The 17,800-nt window shown below is 61.2% G+C and carries 16 protein-coding genes; 12 read left to right on the top strand and 4 right to left on the bottom strand.

Going from position 1 to position 17,800, the window contains the following annotated elements:
* The first annotated feature begins 465 nt into the window (after positions 1-465).
* The 12 genes from arnC to D109_RS0131050 all read left to right on the top strand — a co-directional run bounded on the left by arnC (position 466) and on the right by D109_RS0131050 (position 13,756).
* Positions 466-1,500, top strand: a complete 1,035-nt coding sequence (gene arnC, locus D109_RS0130995) for an undecaprenyl-phosphate 4-deoxy-4-formamido-L-arabinose transferase (protein ID WP_032869197.1) — start codon at positions 466-468, stop codon at positions 1,498-1,500.
* The gene (gene arnA, locus D109_RS0131000; protein ID WP_017480340.1) at positions 1,497-3,488 is read left to right on the top strand and encodes a bifunctional UDP-4-amino-4-deoxy-L-arabinose formyltransferase/UDP-glucuronic acid oxidase ArnA; all 1,992 of its coding nucleotides are present in this window, start codon (positions 1,497-1,499) and stop codon (positions 3,486-3,488) included. Before arnC ends, arnA begins: the two co-directional genes overlap by 4 nt.
* Positions 3,488-4,372: a 4-deoxy-4-formamido-L-arabinose-phosphoundecaprenol deformylase gene (gene arnD, locus D109_RS0131005; protein ID WP_017480341.1), complete on the top strand. Its 885-nt coding sequence runs from the start codon at positions 3,488-3,490 to the stop codon at positions 4,370-4,372. The genes arnA and arnD overlap by 1 nt, the downstream gene beginning before the upstream one ends.
* Positions 4,369-6,024: a lipid IV(A) 4-amino-4-deoxy-L-arabinosyltransferase gene (arnT, locus tag D109_RS0131010; protein ID WP_017480342.1), complete on the top strand. Its 1,656-nt coding sequence runs from the start codon at positions 4,369-4,371 to the stop codon at positions 6,022-6,024. Before arnD ends, arnT begins: the two co-directional genes overlap by 4 nt.
* On the top strand, positions 6,021-6,368 hold the full coding sequence (gene arnE, locus D109_RS0131015) for a 4-amino-4-deoxy-L-arabinose-phosphoundecaprenol flippase subunit ArnE (RefSeq protein WP_017480343.1): 348 nt from the start codon (positions 6,021-6,023) through the stop codon (positions 6,366-6,368). Before arnT ends, arnE begins: the two co-directional genes overlap by 4 nt.
* Positions 6,365-6,778: a 4-amino-4-deoxy-L-arabinose-phosphoundecaprenol flippase subunit ArnF gene (arnF, locus tag D109_RS0131020; RefSeq protein WP_017480344.1), complete on the top strand. Its 414-nt coding sequence runs from the start codon at positions 6,365-6,367 to the stop codon at positions 6,776-6,778. Before arnE ends, arnF begins: the two co-directional genes overlap by 4 nt.
* Positions 6,775-8,154 (top strand): UDP-glucose/GDP-mannose dehydrogenase family protein, encoded by a 1,380-nt coding sequence (locus D109_RS0131025; protein WP_017480345.1) that lies wholly within the window; start codon positions 6,775-6,777, stop codon positions 8,152-8,154. The genes arnF and D109_RS0131025 overlap by 4 nt, the downstream gene beginning before the upstream one ends.
* Positions 8,155-8,157: 3 nt before the next feature.
* Positions 8,158-9,780 (top strand): glycosyltransferase family 39 protein, encoded by a 1,623-nt coding sequence (locus tag D109_RS0131030; protein ID WP_017480346.1) that lies wholly within the window; start codon positions 8,158-8,160, stop codon positions 9,778-9,780.
* Between the two features lie 521 nt (positions 9,781-10,301).
* The gene (locus tag D109_RS1000000134705; protein WP_256219629.1) at positions 10,302-10,481 is read left to right on the top strand and encodes a type VI secretion system contractile sheath small subunit; all 180 of its coding nucleotides are present in this window, start codon (positions 10,302-10,304) and stop codon (positions 10,479-10,481) included.
* A 175-nt stretch (positions 10,482-10,656) separates the two neighbouring features.
* Positions 10,657-11,355, top strand: a complete 699-nt coding sequence (locus tag D109_RS0131040) for an HPP family protein (protein WP_017480348.1) — start codon at positions 10,657-10,659, stop codon at positions 11,353-11,355.
* 142 nt (positions 11,356-11,497) lie between these two features.
* Positions 11,498-12,601: an enoyl-CoA hydratase/isomerase family protein gene (locus tag D109_RS0131045; protein ID WP_017480349.1), complete on the top strand. Its 1,104-nt coding sequence runs from the start codon at positions 11,498-11,500 to the stop codon at positions 12,599-12,601.
* A 3-nt stretch (positions 12,602-12,604) separates the two neighbouring features.
* Positions 12,605-13,756: an acyl-CoA dehydrogenase family protein gene (locus D109_RS0131050; RefSeq protein WP_017480350.1), complete on the top strand. Its 1,152-nt coding sequence runs from the start codon at positions 12,605-12,607 to the stop codon at positions 13,754-13,756.
* A 139-nt stretch (positions 13,757-13,895) separates the two neighbouring features.
* Here the strand turns inward: D109_RS0131050 and D109_RS0131055 are convergent, their stop codons facing one another.
* The 4 genes from D109_RS0131055 to D109_RS0131070 are packed head-to-tail and all read right to left on the bottom strand — an operon-like array spanning position 13,896 to position 17,779.
* A complete protein-coding gene (locus tag D109_RS0131055) occupies positions 13,896-14,669 on the bottom strand; it encodes an enoyl-CoA hydratase (protein ID WP_010171088.1) in 774 nt (257 codons plus the stop codon).
* Between the two features lie 9 nt (positions 14,670-14,678).
* Entirely contained in the window at positions 14,679-15,806 is a 1,128-nt protein-coding gene (locus D109_RS0131060) for an acyl-CoA dehydrogenase (protein ID WP_017480351.1), read from the bottom strand.
* A 9-nt stretch (positions 15,807-15,815) separates the two neighbouring features.
* Positions 15,816-17,000 carry an acetyl-CoA C-acyltransferase gene (locus D109_RS0131065; RefSeq protein ID WP_017480352.1) on the bottom strand — a complete coding sequence of 395 codons (1,185 nt, stop codon included), beginning with the start codon at positions 16,998-17,000 and terminating at the stop codon, positions 15,816-15,818.
* Between the two features lie 11 nt (positions 17,001-17,011).
* Positions 17,012-17,779 carry an SDR family NAD(P)-dependent oxidoreductase gene (locus tag D109_RS0131070; protein WP_017480353.1) on the bottom strand — a complete coding sequence of 256 codons (768 nt, stop codon included), beginning with the start codon at positions 17,777-17,779 and terminating at the stop codon, positions 17,012-17,014.
* Positions 17,780-17,800: the final 21 nt, after the last annotated feature.

The following is a 17,800-nucleotide window of genomic DNA, read 5'->3' on the forward strand; positions in this document are numbered from 1 at the left end:
GCCCTGGCAAGATATGGCTTACTTTACCGGCACTTGCACGGCATTGCAGAGAAGATTCTTCAGGAATGAACCCGCGCGCAGGAAAAGGCCACTATCCAGTCTGCAGGGGCCAACGACGGTGTTGTCCGTGGTTCTGTTGTTTACCTGAACACTAGCTGTCTACCTGCCAAAAAAACGACTTTTTCATCTGCGTTTCATATTCGTTGAACATTTTTGCGCTTAATCTTGGCGGCACGACTTGAGAGCGAACCGTAATTTGCAGGTTAACTCGTTGATTCCGCTTTACCTTTGAGCGTTTTGGTCTTTACTCACACAATCCATGGAAGACCCACTGTGACCTGTCAGGACTGTCGAATGAATGCCACAAACCAACGCTATCTTTGATCGGATGCCCGCCGTGCGAGGCTGATGATAATGGCTGTGTTTACGCTCCAAGTTGCTCTAAACCCCCGAGGTAATGAATCTTTGAAACCCTATCCAATTCATTGCGTGTCGATCGTTATCCCGGTCTACAACGAACAAGAAAGCCTGCCTGAGCTGCTGCGCCGCACCATGGCCGCCTGCAAACAGCTGGCTTACGAATACGAAATCATCCTGGTGGATGACGGCAGCCGCGACAATTCTGCGCAATTGCTGGAAGACGCCGCCGCCCTCGAAGGCAGCAACGTGGTGGCGGTGATCCTCAACCGCAACTACGGCCAGCACGCCGCGATCATGGCCGGCTTCGAGCATTGCCGGGGCGACGTCGTGATCACCCTGGACGCCGACCTGCAAAACCCGCCGGAAGAAATCCCGCGTCTAGTCGAACAGGCCGCCCTGGGCTACGACGTGGTTGCCACCGTGCGCAACAATCGCCAGGACTCGGCTTTCCGCCGCTGGCCGTCGCGCCTGATCAACCTCGCCGTGCAGCGCTCCACCGGCGTGGCCATGAGCGACTACGGCTGCATGCTGCGCGCTTACCGTCGCACCATCGTCGACGCGATGCTGGCCTGCCGCGAGCGCAGCACTTTTATCCCGATCCTGGCCAACAGCTTCGCGCGGCACACCACGGAAATCCTGGTGCATCACGCCGAGCGTGAACATGGCGAATCCAAATATAGCCCGATGCGCCTGATCAGCCTGATGTTCGACCTGCTGACCTGCATGACCACCACGCCATTGCGCCTGTTGAGCATCGTCGGCTTCAGCATGGCGGCGCTGGGCATGCTCTTCGCCTTTGCGCTGATCATCCTGCGCCTGGCCTTTGGCGCAGGCTGGGCCGGCGACGGTACCTTCGTCCTGTTCGCCGTACTGTTTGTCTTTACCGGAGGCCAGTTCATCGGCATGGGCCTATTGGGTGAATACCTGGGCCGCATGTACAGTGACGTCCGGGCCCGCCCACGGTTCTTTATTGAAAAAGTGCTGCGCAACCAACCGGCAGCACCGGCCGAGACCTTCACGGTCGATGGCCTGACCTCTTCCCACACTTCTACTTCTCCTTCCGATCAGGTTTCGTCATGAATTCAAAAGCTGTTGTCTTCGCTTACCACGATATTGGCTGTGCTGGTATCGAAGCCCTGCTCAATGCGGGTTACGAAATTGCGGCCGTGTTCACCCATGCCGATGATCCCAAGGAAAACAATTTCTACGGTTCCGTCGCCCAACTGTGCGCCCGTAACGGTATCCCGGTGCTCGCCCCGGAAGACGCCAACCACCCGCTGTGGATCGAGCGCATCGCCAAGCTGAACCCGGACTACATCTTCTCGTTCTACTACCGCAACCTGCTGAGCGAAGCCCTGCTGGCCACCGCCAAGAAAGGCGCGTTCAACCTGCACGGCTCCCTGCTGCCACAATACCGTGGCCGCGCACCGGCCAACTGGGTACTGGTCAACGGCGAAACCGAAACCGGCGTGACCCTGCACCGCATGGTCAAGCGTGCCGATGCCGGCGCGATCCTGGCCCAGCAGAAAGTCGTGATCGACCGCACCGACACCGGCCTGACCCTGCACGCCAAACTGCGTGACGCGGCCACTAGCCTGCTGCGTGACGCCCTGCCGCAACTGGCTCAAGGCAAGCTGACCGAAACCGCCCAAGACGAAAGCAAAGCCACCTACTTCGGTCGTCGCACCGCAGCTGACGGCAAGCTGGACTGGAAAAAACCGGCTGAAGAGCTGTTCAACCTGGTTCGCGCCGTTACCCAACCGTACCCGGGCGCCTTCTGCGCGGTAGGCGAGCACAAGCTGATCGTCTGGAGCGCTGAAGTCGTCAAAGGCAACGAAGGCCTGGCACCAGGCCGCGTGATCAGCGTCAACCCGCTGCGCATCGCCTGCGGTGAAGACTCCCTGGTGGTCAAGTTCGGCCAGCGCAACGAAAACGGCCTGTACCTGGCCGGCCCGTCCCTGGCTGATGAACTGGGCCTGGTGGACGGTTCCGTCCTGCGCGGCGCCGAGTCCGGCCGCAAGCCACGCCGTACCCGCGTACTGATCCTGGGTGTGAACGGTTTCATCGGTAACCACCTGTCCGAGCGCCTGCTGCGTGACGACCGCTACGAAATCTACGGCCTGGACATCGGCTCCGACGCCATCGAGCGCCTGCGCAGCCACCCGAACTTCCACTACGTGGAAGGCGACATCAGCATTCACTCCGAGTGGATCGAGTACCACATCAAGAAGTGCGACGTGGTCCTGCCGCTGGTGGCCATCGCCACTCCGATCGAATACACCCGCAACCCGCTGCGCGTGTTTGAACTGGACTTCGAAGAGAACCTGAAACTGGTTCGCTACTGCGTGAAGTACAACAAGCGCGTGATCTTCCCGTCGACATCCGAAGTGTATGGCATGTGCCAGGACCAGTACTTCGACGAAGACACCTCCAACCTGGTGGTGGGCCCGGTCAACAAGCAACGCTGGATCTACTCGGTCTCCAAGCAGCTGCTGGACCGCGTGATCTGGGCCTACGGCGACAAAGGCCTGAAGTTCACCTTGTTCCGTCCATTCAACTGGATGGGCCCGCGCCTCGACCGCCTGGACTCGGCCCGTATCGGCAGTTCCCGCGCCATCACCCAGCTGATCCTGAACCTGGTGGAAGGCACGCCGATCCGTCTGTTCGACGGTGGCGAGCAGAAGCGTTGCTTCACTGACATCGCTGACGGTATCGAGGCCCTGGCCCGCATCATCGATAACGACAACGATAACTGCAACGGCCAGATCATCAACATCGGCAACCCGGAAAACGAAGCCAGCATCCGTCAGTTGGGCGAAGAACTGCTGCGTCAGTTCGAAGCTCACCCACTGCGCAGCAACTTCCCTCCGTTTGCCGGTTTCCGCGACGTAGAGAGCAAGGCGTTCTACGGCACCGGTTACCAGGACGTGGCTCACCGCAAGCCAAGCATCGAAAACGCCAAGCGCCTGCTGAACTGGGAGCCTACCGTGGAGATGAGCGAAACCATCGGCAACACCCTGGACTTCTTCCTGCGTGAAGCCATGCTCGAAATCGCGGACAAGCGCTGATGCAGGCAGGTCTACGCATCGACGTCGACACCTATCGAGGCACCCGTGAAGGGGTGCCACGGTTGTTGGAGTCGCTCGACGAAGCCGGGGTCAAGGCGACCTTCTTCTTCAGCGTCGGGCCGGACAACATGGGGCGCCACTTGTGGCGCCTGATCCGCCCGCAATTCCTGTGGAAGATGCTGCGCTCCAACGCTGCCGGTTTGTACGGCTGGGACATTTTGCTGGCCGGCACCGCCTGGCCAGGAAAACCCATCGGTCGCGACCTGGGGCACTTGATGCGCCAGGCCAAGGCTGCCGGGCATGAAGTCGGGCTGCACGCCTGGGACCACCATGGCTGGCAAGCCAACACCGGGCGCTGGAGCGATGCACAGCTGATCGAGCAGATTCGCCGTGGCGTCGACACCTTGAACGACATCCTCGGTGAGCCCATCGACTGCTCAGCCGCCGCCGGGTGGCGTGCCGATGAGCGCGTGGTGCAAGCCAAGCAAGCGTTCAATTTCCGCTACAACAGCGATTGCCGTGGTACCAGCCTGTTCCGGCCAACCCTGGCGGATGGCAGTGCCGGCACGCCCCAAATTCCGGTGGACATGCCGACCTTCGACGAAGTCGTAGGCCCGGTGGTGGCCGCCAAGGATTTCAACAGTTACATCCTCGACCGCTTCAAGCCGTCGAAGCTCAACGTCTATACGATCCACGCAGAAGTAGAAGGGATTCTGATGGCCAATGATTTTCGCCAGTTGCTCGCCCAGGCAGGGCAGCGCGGCATCGAGTTCAAACCGTTGGGCGACCTGTTGCCCGCCGACCTGACCACCCTGCCCCAGCAACAGCTGGTGCGCGGCGTGCTCAGCGGCCGTGAAGGCTGGCTCGGAGTGCAAAAGGCATGATCCGGCGCTGGGCCCTGCCCCTGCTCCTGCTGGCTTTCGGAGTGTTCTACCTGATTCCGTTGACCACCCATGGGCTGTGGATCCCCGACGAAACCCGCTATGCGCAGATCAGCCAGGAAATGCTGCTGACCGGCAAATGGGCCTCGCCGCATTTCATGGGGATTCGCTATTTCGAAAAACCGGCGGCCGGCTACTGGATGATCGCGCTGGGCCAGGCGATTTTCGGGCAGAACCTGTTCGGCGTGCGTTTCGCCTCGGCCTTGAGCACTGGCTTGAGCATCCTGCTGGTGTACTGCGTGGCCCGGCGTTTGTGGAACGACCCGCGCAAGAGCCTGGTCAGCGCCGTGCTGTACATGAGTTTCGTCAGCGTCGCGTTCCTGGCGGGCTACGCCAACCTCGATCCGCAGTTTACCTTCTGGGTCAATCTGACCGGAGCTGCCCTGTGGTTCTGCTTCGACAGCACCACCACCCGTGGCCGCTTGGGGTCGTGGGCCCTGCTCGGGTTCGCCTGCGGCATGGGCTTCATGACCAAGGGCTTCCTCGCCTGGCTGCTGCCCGTACTGATCGCCCTGCCCTACATGATCTGGCAAAAACGCTTTCGTGAACTGCTCACCTATGGCCTGGTGGCCGTGGCAGTGGCGATTGTCGTAAGCCTGCCTTGGGCACTGATGGTGCATGCCCAGGAGCCGGATTACTGGCACTTCTTCTTCTGGCACGAGCACATCCAGCGCTTTGCCGGCGAAGACGCCCAGCACTCCGAGCCCTTCTGGTACTACCTGCCGCTGATGGTCGCGTTCAGCCTGCCATGGGTGGCGTTGCTGCCCTCCACCGCCAAACAGGCCTGGCAGGAAAAGCGCAGCGCCAAAATCGCCTTCCTGCTGCTGTGGTTGCTGATGCCTTTGGCGTTCTTCAGCCTGGCCAAGGGCAAGCTGCCGTCCTACATCATGCCGTGCCTGCTGCCTCTCGCTTTGCTGATGGGGCACACCCTGGCCGACAAACTGGCCCGGGCCCGTGGCCGCGTACTGCGCATCAATGGCTGGCTGAACCTGGTCATTGGCGTGCTGGGGCTGCTGGCCCTGACCTGGTTCCAATTGAAGAAGCCGGTGTATGAGCACGGCCAGGAAACCTTAAGCCTGGTGCTGGTGTTCGTCTTCCTGTTCGGCTGGATCATTGCCAACCTGCTGCAAGCCGCACGCCCATTGCAGATGTGGGCCGCACCGGTAATGGGCAGTTGGTTGCTGGTGGCGCTGGTGCCGGCCGCGTTGCCGCACTCGGTGGTTTATAACAAGACCCCGGACCAGTTCATCATTGATCACCTCCAGGAGCTGCAGCCGACCACCGCCCTGCTGAGCAACGACCTCGGTGCCGCATCGGCCTTGTCGTGGCGCCTGCAGCGGCCTGAAGTGATGCTTTACAACACCGTTGGCGAAGTGAAATACGGCATCGCCTTCCCGGACACCGCTTACCGCAAGATCGATGCCGCCAGCGTCCAGCAATGGATGAGCGATGCGCGTAAACAAGGTTCGGTGGGCGTTGTGATGCGGGTCAAGGGTGACGACGAGCGCCAGGAAGTGGACCTGCTGCCCAAAGACGGCAAGCGCTACGAGCAGGGCAATATCGTGATCCTGATCTTCCCGCAGAGCGCACCATGACCACGTTGCTGCTGTTGTTGGGCGCTTGCCTGTTGACCTGCATGGGCCAGGTGTCCCAGAAGTTTGCAGTTGAAAGCTGGCGTGACCAGCCGGATGGTTGGGCCTTGAAGCTGCGTTCGCCGTGGCTGTGGTCGGCGCTGGTGTGCCTGGGTCTGGGTTTGCTGGTGTGGCTGCTGGTGCTGCAACGCCTGGAAGTCGGCATCGCCTACCCGATGCTCAGTCTCAACTTTGTATTGGTCACCCTGGTGGCGCGCTTTGTGTTCCACGAACACATCGATGGCCGCCATTGGTTCGGTGTGCTGCTGGTGATTGCCGGTGTAGTGCTGCTGGGGCGCCAGGTATGAGTCGCGCTCGCGGTTTTGCCCTGGCCCTGGGCAGCGTTGCACTGGTGAGCGGTGCCCAGTTGGGCATGCGCTGGAGCATGACGCGCCTGCCGCTGCCCACTGAATGGCTGACAGCACTCAACACCGGCGCCATCGACCTCGGCGCACTGGGGGTGGTGATCCTGGCGATCATTGCCTATGCCCTGTCGATGCTCTGCTGGCTCGGCGCACTGAAAGATTTGCCGCTGGGGCGCGCCTACTCGCTGCTCAGCATCAGCTACGCGCTGGTGTACCTGCTGGCTGCCAGCCTGCCGGTCTTCAACGAACATTTTTCCGTTTCAAAAACTACGGGCGTGGCCTTGGTCATTCTCGGAGTCCTGACTATCAACTCTCGTCGTGCTAGCACCACAAGTCCCAGGAATGCCCCATGAAAATCAGTGTATTTGGTAGCGGTTACGTCGGTCTGGTACAGGCCACCGTGTTGGCCGAAGTCGGCCACGATGTCATCTGCATGGACGTTGACGAGAAAAAGGTCAAGTTGCTGCAACAGGGCCACGTAAGCATCTTCGAGCCGGGCCTGGCGGCCATGGTCAAGGAAAACCTCGAAGGCGGTCGCCTGACGTTTACCTATGACGAGAAACTCGCCGTTGAACACGGTGAAGTGCTGTTTATCGCCGTGGGCACCCCTTCGGACGAAGACGGTTCGGCCGACCTGAAATACGTGCTGTCGGTAGGCGATGCCGTGGCCCGCCACCGGATCGACCCGGTGATCCTGGTGGAAAAATCCACCGTGCCCGTCGGCACCGGCGACACCTTGCGCGCGCACATGGAAAAAGCCCTGCACCTTGCCGGCCGCCATCTGGAATTCGATATCGTCTCCAACCCGGAATTCCTCAAGGAAGGCTCGGCCGTTGCCGACTGCCGCCGTCCGGACCGCATCGTCATCGGCTGCGAGCGTGAAGAAGTGCGCGAAGTGATGCGCGAGCTGTATGCACCGTTCAACCGCAACCACGACCGCATCATCTTCATGGACCTGCGCAGCGCCGAACTGACCAAGTACGCCGCCAACTGCATGCTGGCCACCAAGATCAGCTTTATCAACCAGATCGCCGAACTGGCCGAACACTTGGGCGCCGACATCGAAGCTGTGCGTCTGGGCATTGGTGCCGACTCGCGGATCGGCTACCACTTTATCTACCCGGGTTGCGGTTATGGCGGCTCGTGCTTCCCCAAGGACATGCGCGCCCTGATCCACAGCGCCAAGGCGGCCAACTGCTCCAGCGACCTGCTGGAAGCCGTGGAAGCCATCAACCAGCGCCAGAAGAGCAAGCTGTTCGAACGTGCCAATGCGTTCTTCAAGGGCGACCTCAAGGGCAAGACCTTCGCGTTGTGGGGCCTGGCGTTCAAGCCCAACACCGACGACATGCGCGATGCACCCAGCCGGGTACTGATGGAAGCCTTGTGGGCCGCCGGCGCCAATGTGCGCGCGTTTGACCCGGAAGCCATGCAGGAAACCCAACGCATCTACGGCGATGACCCGCGCCTGATGCTGATGGGCACCCCGGAATCCACCTTGAGCGGCTCCGACGCCCTGATCATTTGCACCGAATGGCAGCAGTTCAAGGCACCGGACTTCGACTTGATCCAGCAGCGCCTCAAAACCCCGGTGATCTTCGACGGTCGCAACCTGTACGACGGCGAACGCCTGGCGCGCAAAGGCATCCAGTACTTCCCGATGGGCCGCGGCGACTCCTGCAACTTGCCGATCCCCCAGCAAAACTGGGTGCCTCAGGCCGAGGAAGCCTAAGACGTGGACAAAGCCCATCCGCCCCTGCTCAACCCGACGATCCGCCGACACTCTTGGGTGCTGGGGCTCCTGGCACTGGTCCTGTTTATCGCAGGCAACTGGAACCAGGCCATCATCGGTTTTGATTCGCGCTTCGTGCTGTTCGCCCAGGAGATGCTGCGCCATGGGCCGGGGTTTTTCCCGACAACGTACGGGCAACCTTATGCCGATTACCTGGCCACCTCGACGCTGATGACCTGGCTGCTGTCCCTGCCTCTGGGGCAGGTCACCAGCCTGACGGCCTGGCTGCCAACGGCCATTGCTTCGGCGCTGATCGTGGTGCTGATCTACCGGCTGACCGCGCCCTACTCCCGGCGCTGGGCGTTGCTGAGCATTGCGGTGCTGCTGCTCAGCAGTACCTTCATCAGCGAAACCCGCGCGGTGTCCCTCGACCAGATGCTGGCCGCCGTGGCCCTGGCGGTGTTTTACCTGGGTTATGCCCATGACCACTTCGGCGCCGGCAAACGCCTGCACTGGCTGTTCCTGCTGCTGATCCTGGGGTTCGCGATCCGTGGGCCCATCGGTCTGGTGATTCCCACCGGCATGCTGTGCAGCTATTACCTGATCAATCGTCAATGGCGGCAGTTGTTCAGTTTTGGCTTGTTGGCGCTGGCGTTGCTGGCGGCGTGTGTCGGCCTGTTGTTGTTGCTGGCCAAGCTCAGTGGCGGTGAGGCGTTCATGCAGGACGTGATCCGCATGCAGTTCCTCGGCCGCATGGACGGTACCGAAGGCTCCAGCAGCAAGCTGTATTACTTCGCCAGCTCCATGGGCAATTACGCGCCTGCCTATCCACTGGCCATACTGGCGCTGATTGCGATTGTCGCCGGCGGTCGCGAAGACAAGGGCCCGGCGTTGAAACTGGTGCTGTATTGCCTGGCCGCCGGCTTGATCGTGATGATCGGCCTGTCGGTGCCCCAAGCGAAAAAAGCCCGCTATGTACTACCGATGCTGCCCATGGCGGCGATCATTGCCGCGTATCCATTCCAGGTAGCGCGCGGAAAACTGTTCGCCGGGTTGCGCTGGCTGATGCTGGCGCTGTGGACGGTCATTCCGGGTTTGCTGATCGCAGGTTTGTTCGTGGCACGTCATCGCTTCCCTGAGCAGATGGGTAGTCTCAATCCGGTGTTCGGGCTGCTGATCGCGCTACAGACTCTGGCGCTGGGACTGCTGTTCAACCGGCGTCTGCGCTACCTGGGTCCGGCGTTCACTGCCGTACTCGCGGTGTGGCTCGCCTATATCGTGATGGTCGAGCCCTTGGAGCGCCGGCTGTATGACACGCGCACCTTTACCCTCCAGGCCCACACGCTCATCCAGCAAGAACAAGCGCCACTGGTGCTGCACGCGCTGGGCAAGGACGCGAAAGCCATCAAGTTCATGGTCAACCTCGATTGCGACCGGGTGCCGTTGTTTACCCAGTTGCCCGCCGAACTGGCGCCGATCCAGGCGCCTGCCTGGCTGATCATGAGCCAGGCGGACTACGAGGCCTTGAGCGATCCGCGTATTCGCTCACTGGAACCGGTGCTGACCGGCCAGTTCGACAAGAACCCCTACGTGCTGCTGCATTTGACCAAACCCACGCAACCTTGATACTTGGCAATGGGATAAGCGGCACAGACCGCTTATCCCGCGCCAGTACAGTCCGTAGTTATAAATCCAAGTGCATGTAAGAAACTTCTTTATCCATGCAACTTCGAAACTTTCCGGATTGTAACTATCGAGAAAGATCCTACGCATCTATACGCACGCGCCGATGCCACGCCCCCTTCCCGCTCCAAGTCACCGACTGTAGACTCGCCTGCAAAGTGAGTTATTTATTTAATACCTTCTAATTACTTTTAGAGACACCAAAGGTTCGGCGCAGGGCCTTCCTGTTGCTTTCACACAAAACTCAACGAACCTAGTAACAAGCCATCTACCGCGAAGTACCCGACTAAAGAAACAGCCGCAGTAACAATAAATACGTTTTAAACAGCACTTAGCCCTGCCGTTTATTTCATCTAGAGGAATGCTCTGTGTCCGACCATCGATTGCCCGCCCCTGCTGCTTCTGACACTGTTGCGCCGTTATCTCGCGACCAGGTGAATGTGGGTTATATCCCCCAACCAAAACTGGATCGGCTCATGGAACTGCGTGATGCACTGGTAGTACTCAAGGGGCCACTGGCCAACGATCCCTCGCTGCGGGAAAACGTACAGAACCTGCTGATCAATGAGGAAACCAATGATCGGGTACTGGGCAAGATCGGCAGCCCGCTGCCGCCCCCAACCCGCCTGATACCTGTTGGTTGAGCCGCTTTACCGCAAAAATACTGCACTTGACCTGCATTAATATGCATTGGCGGCAACCTTGTCCGATTGGCACACTGCGCGGGTTCCTCCCCCAAATGCAGGAACTGTTTTGAAAGGCTTTTCCGGGAAACCAGACAAGCCTTTTTTTTGCCCGCTTTTTATGGATCGCCCGTCAATGCTCGCTCGCTGGTTACCCGCTGCCATCAATACCCGCCCCGCCGAATGGAGTCGTGCCGCCATCGGCATGGCGTTAGGCACCCTGTTCAGTGTCTGGGTGTGCGCCCAGGTGTTTGGTATGGAGGTCGCCTTGCACCTTATAGGTCCGCTGGGGGCCTCGGCGGTGCTGCTGTTTGCCGTGTCTTCCGGCGCGTTGGCCCAGCCCTGGTCGATCATTGGCAGCTACCTGTGTGCCGGGGTCGTTGCGCTGCTGGTGGCGCGGGTGTTGGGACGCACATTGGGCAGCGCATGCCTGGCCGCCGGGATGACCGTCATTCTGATCTGCTGGCTGCGCTGCCTGCACCCACCTGCGGGCGGGCTGGCGATGAGCCTGGTGCTGGCTGATCCCGCGTCCATTGCCATCGGCTGGCACGAACTGGGCGTCGTCATGCTGGGCGCCGCTGCCTTGCTGGCCTGCGCACTGGTCTATAACAACGCAACCCGCACGCGCTATCCCAAGGGAGCCAGCGAGCCCGCTGCACCGAACTTTATGCCAACGGCCATCGAAAGCCCCGGCATCAGCGCCGAAGACCTCAAGCAGGCCCTGGCCGAGCGCGAGCAGTTCCTGGACGTGACACCGCAGGAACTGGAAGAACTGATCCAGGCCAGCGAACGCTATGCCCGGCGACGGACGATCGGCGCGGTTTTCCAACGCTAGGGCCGGCATCCTCCCTAGGGCAAAAATGCAAAAACGACCTGCATGATTCCGACTTGTACTGGGCAAATTTGCACTGGTACGATCGCGAGATGGTTCGCCTACGAACATCTTGATAAAGAACAATAAAAGCAGGGAGTTAGAGATGACTGCTCAGGTTTCATCCGAAGCAAGCAGCGCCGGGGTCGTGCACGACGAGGTCCTGGCGCACGTACGCAACCACATAGGCCACCTGACCCTCAATCGCCCCGCCGGCCTGAACGCCATTACCCTGGACATGGTCCGCAGCCTCAGCCGGCACTTGCAGGCCTGGGCCAACGACCCCGAGGTGCATGCCGTGGTGTTGCGCGGTGCCGGTGAAAAAGCCTTCTGCGCCGGGGGCGACATTCGCTCGCTGTACGACAGCTTCAAGAACGGCGACACCCTCCACCAAGACTTCTTCGTCGAGGAATACGCCCTAGACCTCGCTATTCACCGCTACCGCAAGCCGGTCCTGGCGCTTATGGACGGCTTCGTCCTCGGCGGCGGCATGGGCCTGGTACAAGGCGCCGACCTGCGGGTGGTCACCGAGCGCAGCCGCCTGGCAATGCCTGAAGTGGCCATCGGTTATTTCCCGGATGTGGGCGGCAGCTATTTCCTGCCACGTATTCCCGGGGAACTGGGGGTCTACCTCGGGGTGACCGGCGTACAGATTCGCGCCGCCGATGCCCTGTATTGCGGGCTGGCAGACTGGTACCTCGACAGCGCCAGGCTCGCCGACCTCGACCAGCGCCTGGACCGCCTGAAATGGCACGACTCACCACTCAAAGACCTGCAAGGCCTGCTGGCCGGCCTGGCGGTGCAACAATTGCCCGACGCGCCACTGGCGGCGCTGCGCCCGGCCATCGACCACTTTTTTGCCTTGCCGGATGTGCCGAGCATCGTCGAGCAATTGCAGCAAGTCACCGTCGCCGACAGCCATGACTGGGCGCTGACCACCGCCAGCCTGATGCAAACCCGCTCGCCCCTGGCCATGGCCGTGACCCTGCAGATGCTGCGCCGCGGACGCCACCTGCCCCTGGAGCAGTGCTTTGCCCTGGAGTTGCACCTGGACCGCCAATGGTTCGCCCGTGGCGACTTGATCGAAGGCGTGCGCGCGCTGCTGATCGATAAGGACAAAAACCCTCGCTGGAACCCTCCTACCCTCCAAGCGTTGGAGGCTGATCATGTCGAAAGCTTCTTCCGCGACTTCGACAAGAACGGGAACTAAGTCATGCAAGATATTGAATTTACTGAAGAACAGGTAATGATTCGCGACATGGCCCGGGATTTTGCCCGTGGCGAAATCGCGCCCCACGCCCAGGCCTGGGAAAAGGCCGGCTGGATCGACGACGCCCTCGTCGCTAAGATGGGCGAGTTGGGCTTGCTGGGCATGGTCGTGCCCGAAGAATGGGGCGGCACCTACGTCGACTACGTGGCCTACGCCCTGGCGGTGGAAGAGATTTCCGCCGGTGACGGCGCCACCGGCGCACTGATGAGTATCCATAATTCAGTCGGTTGCGGGCCAATCCTCAACTACGGCTCACAGAAACAAAAGGAAACCTGGCTGGCGGAACTGGCCAGCGGCCAGGCCATTGGGTGCTTTTGCCTGACCGAACCCCAGGCCGGTTCCGAAGCGCACAACCTGCGTACCCGCGCCGAACTGCGGGACGGCCAGTGGGTGATCAACGGCGCCAAGCAGTTTGTCAGCAACGGCAAGCGCGCCAAACTGGCGATCGTGTTTGCGGTGACCGACCCGGACCTGGGCAAGAAAGGCATCTCGGCATTCCTCGTACCGACCAGCACCCCGGGCTTCGTGGTGGACCGTACCGAACACAAAATGGGCATTCGTGCCTCGGACACCTGCGCCGTCACCCTCAACCAATGCACGGTGCCGGAAGCCAACTTGTTGGGCGAACGCGGCAAAGGCCTGGCCATCGCCCTGTCCAACCTCGAAGGCGGGCGCATCGGGATTGCCGCCCAGGCGCTGGGCATCGCCCGCGCCGCCTTTGAAGCGGCGCTGGCCTACGCCCGTGACCGGGTGCAGTTCGACAAGGCAATCATTGAACACCAGAGCGTGGCCAACCTGCTGGCCGATATGCAAACCCGTCTGAATGCGGCGCGCTTGCTGATCCTGCACGCGGCCCGATTGCGCAGTGCGGGCAAGCCGTGCCTGTCGGAAGCGTCCCAGGCCAAGCTGTTTGCGTCGGAAATGGCCGAGAAAGTGTGCTCTTCAGCGATGCAGATTCATGGGGGTTATGGCTATCTGGAGGATTACCCGGTGGAGCGTTACTACCGGGATGCGCGAATTACCCAGATTTACGAGGGCACCAGCGAGATTCAGCGGATGGTGATTGCCAGAGAGTTGAAAAACTACCAGCTGTAACAGGTATTCCCAGAACCAATGTGGGAGCGGGCTTGCTCGCGAAGGCGGTGGATCAGTCGATGCATCGGGTGACTGTAACACCGTCTTCGCGAGCAAGCCCGCTCCCACATTTTTGATCTTCAGCGTTTCAGGACAGTGTTTACTTGTCCTTGAACTCCGGCGCACGCTTGGCCACAAACGCCGCCATGCCTTCCTTCTGATCCAGTGTGGCAAACGCCGCATGGAACACCCGGCGCTCAAAGCGCACGCCCTCGGACAGGCTCACTTCAAACGCGCGGTTGACGCTTTCCTTGACCATCATGCTGATGGGCACCGATTTGCTGGCAATCAGGGTCGCGACTTTCAATGCTTCGTCCAACAGCTCATCCGCCGGCACGATCCGCGCGACAATCCCGCAACGCTCCGCTTCCACCGCATCGATAAAGCGCCCGGTCAGGCACATTTCCATGGCCTTGGCCTTGCCTACGGCGCGGGTCAGGCGCTGGGTGCCGCCCATGCCCGGCAGCACGCCGAGGTTGATTTCCGGCTGGCCAAACTTGGCGTTGTCGCCCGCCAGGATGAAGTCGCACATCAAGGCCAATTCACAGCCCCCGCCCAAGGCGAAGCCGTTGACCGCCGCAATGATCGGCTTGCGGCGGTTAGCCACGCGATCGCTGTCGCTGAACAGGTCGTCGAGGTAGATCTGCGGGTAGGTCAGCTCGGCCATTTCCTTGATGTCGGCGCCGGCGGCAAAGGCCTTTTTCGAGCCGGTGAGCACGATGCAGCCGATTTCCGGATTGGCCTCCAGGCTGTCCAACGCTTGGTTCAGCTCACTGACCAGCTGTGCGTTCAAAGCGTTCAGCGCTTGCGGGCGATTGAGAGTGATCAGCCCGACACGGCCCTGGACGTCCAGCAAAATGGTTTCGTAACTCATAGATACTCCTCAGAGATTGCGTGAAATGACCATGCGTTGAATATCGCTGGTGCCTTCGTAAATCTGGCAGACCCGCACATCGCGGTAGATCCGCTCCAGGGGAAAGTCGCTCAGGTAACCGTAACCGCCGAGGGTTTGCAAGGCTGCCGAACAGACCTTTTCGGCCATTTCCGAAGCAAACAACTTGGCCATGGACGCCTCCACCAGCGCCGGCTTGCCGCTGTCACGCAGGGCGGCGGCGTAATGCACCATCTGCCGCGCCACGGCGATTTGCGTCGCCATGTCCGCCAGGCGGAAGGCCACGGCCTGGTGCTCGATGATCGGCTTGCCAAAGCTTTCCCGCTCGCGGGCGTAGTCCCGGGCCGCCTCAAACGCCGCCCGGGCCATGCCCACCGCTTGCGAGGCAATGCCGACGCGCCCGCCTTCGAGGTTGGCCAAGGCGATCCGATAGCCTTCACCCTCCTCGCCCAAACGGTTGGCCACCGGCACTTTCAAGTCCTCAAACAGGATCTGGCAGGTGTCGGAGGCATGCTGGCCGAGTTTGTCCTCGACCCGCGCCACGCTGTAGCCCGGCGAGTCGGTGGGCACGATAAAGGCGCTGATACCGCGCTTGCCGGCAGCCGGATCGGTGACCGCAAACACAATCACGATCCCGGCGTTTTGCCCGGAGGTGATGAACTGTTTGCAGCCATTCAGTACGTAGTGATCGCCCTCCAGCCGGGCACGGGTTTTCAGGCCGCTGGCGTCGGAACCCGCCTGGGGCTCGGTCAAGGCAAAAGCGCCGAGCATCGCGCCGCTGGCCAGGGGCTTGAGGAACTGTTCCCGCTGTTGGTCGTTGCCGAACTTGAGGATCGGCACACAGCCCACCGAGTTGTGCACGCTCATGATGGTGGAGCAGGCGCCGTCGCCGGCGGCGATCTCTTCCAGGGCCATGGCGTAGGCCAGGTAGCCGGTGTCGCAACCGCCCCACTGTTCCGGGACCAGCATGCCGAAAAAGCCCAGCTCGGCCATTTCGCCAATGGCTTCCTTGGGAAAGCGATGCTCGCGGTCCCACTCGGCGGCGAACGGCTTGAGCCGTTCCTGGGCAAATTGCCGGGCGGCTTCGCTGATTTGCAGTTGTTCGTCATTCGGGAGCATAGGTGGTCCTTAATACAGGCATTCAACGGCCATGGCCGTGGCTTCACCGCCGCCGATGCAGATCGCCGCAACGCCGCGCTTCAGGCCTTTCTGGCGCAGGGCCGAGAGCAGGGTCACCAGGATCCGCGCGCCGGACGCGCCGATCGGATGGCCCAGGGCACAGGCACCGCCGTGGATATTGACCTTGCTGTGGGGAATTTCCAGCTTGCTCATGGTCACCAGGCTGACCACGGCAAAGGCTTCGTTGATTTCAAACAGGTCGACTTCGTCGAGGTTCCAACCCGTCTTGCTCATCAGCTTGCGGATCGCCCCCACCGGCGCCACCGGGAACAGGCCAGGCTCATCGGCAAATGCCGCGTGACCATGGATCACCGCCAGCGGCTTGAGCCCGCGCTTCTGCGCTTCAGACTCGCGCATCAGCAACAACGCCGCCGCCCCGTCGGAAATCGAACTGGAGTTGGCCGCCGTCACCGTACCGCCTTCGCGGAAGGCCGGCTTCAAGGTGGCGATCTTGTCCAGCTTCGCTTTTGGCGGCTGTTCGTCGTGGGTGATGGTTTTCTGTTCCTTGCCCACGGTGACCTGCACCGGAACGATTTCGGCGATGAAGTTACCGTCAGTGATCGCCTGTTGCGCACGGGTCAGGGAGGCAATGGCAAACGCGTCCTGAGCTTCACGGGAAAAGCCGTTGTGCTCGGCGCAGTCCTCGGCAAAGGTGCCCATCAGGCGGCCCTTGTCGTAGGCGTCTTCAAGGCCGTCGAGGAACATATGGTCGAGTACCCGGCCATGGCCCATGCGGTAACCGCTGCGGGCGCGGTCCAGCAGGTACGGCGCGTTGGACATGCTCTCCATGCCACCGGCGATGACCACTTCCACGCTGCCCGCCAGCAGCGAGTCATGGGCCAGGATCGTGGCTTCCATGCCCGAGCCGCACATCTTGTTGAGCGTGGTGCAACGGGTGGATTTATCCAGGCCTGCACCCAGCGCCGCCTGACGTGCAGGTGCCTGGCCGAGGCCGGCGGGCAGTACGCAGCCGAACAGCACTTCATCCACGGCATCGGAAGCAATACCGGCGCGCTCGACCGCCGCACGAATCGCCGCAGCGCCCAGTTGCGGAGCGGTGAGGCCTTTGAGATCGCCCTGGAACCCGCCCATTGGGGTGCGTACGGCGCTGACAATAACGATGGGATCAGTCATGAAAAATCTCCTTATTTGGCCGCCATGCGCAAGGCACCGTCGAGACGGATCACCTCGCCGTTGAGCATGCTGTTTTCAATGATATGCCGCACCAGCGCGGCGTACTCGCCTGGCTTGCCCAGGCGCGGCGGGAATGGCACACCGGCGGCGAGGGACTCGCGCACTTCCGGGGTCATGCCAGCCATCATCGGTGTTTCAAAAATGCCGGGGGCAATGGTCATCACCCGAATCCCGTAGCGCGCCAATTCGCGGGCCGCCGGCAGGGTCAGGCTGGCGATCGCGCCCTTGGAGGCGGCATAGGCCGCCTGGCCGATCTGGCCGTCAAACGCCGCCACCGACGCCGTGTTGATGATCACACCGCGCTCGCCATCAGCATTCGCCTCGGTCTCAGCGATAGCCGCCGCAGCCAGGCGCAACAGGTTGAAACTGCCGATCAGGTTGACGTTGATCACCTGGGCGAAGTTGGCCAGAACGTGAGGGCCATTTTTTCCAAGGATCTTCTCGCCGCGAACCACACCGGCGCAGTTGACCAACCCGTGCAAACCACCAAAGGCCGCTACCGTGGCCTGTACCGCAGTTTCGGCGGCGGCTTCCTGGCTGATATCCGCGACCACGCTGCGGGCCTGCTCGCCGAGCTTTTGCGCCTGGGCCGCCACGGCGTCAGCGTTTAAATCCACCAGCATTACCTTGGCACCGGCAGCTACCAGCATCTCGGCCGTGGCCGCGCCGAGGCCTGAAGCGCCGCCGCTGACCAGAAAAACCTTGTTCTCAATCTGCATCATTGTTTCCTTGAAGAGTGG

This window comes from Pseudomonas sp. PAMC 26793 (assembly GCF_000313235.1).
GTDB classification, from domain to species: Bacteria; Pseudomonadota; Gammaproteobacteria; order Pseudomonadales; family Pseudomonadaceae; genus Aquipseudomonas; species Aquipseudomonas yamanorum.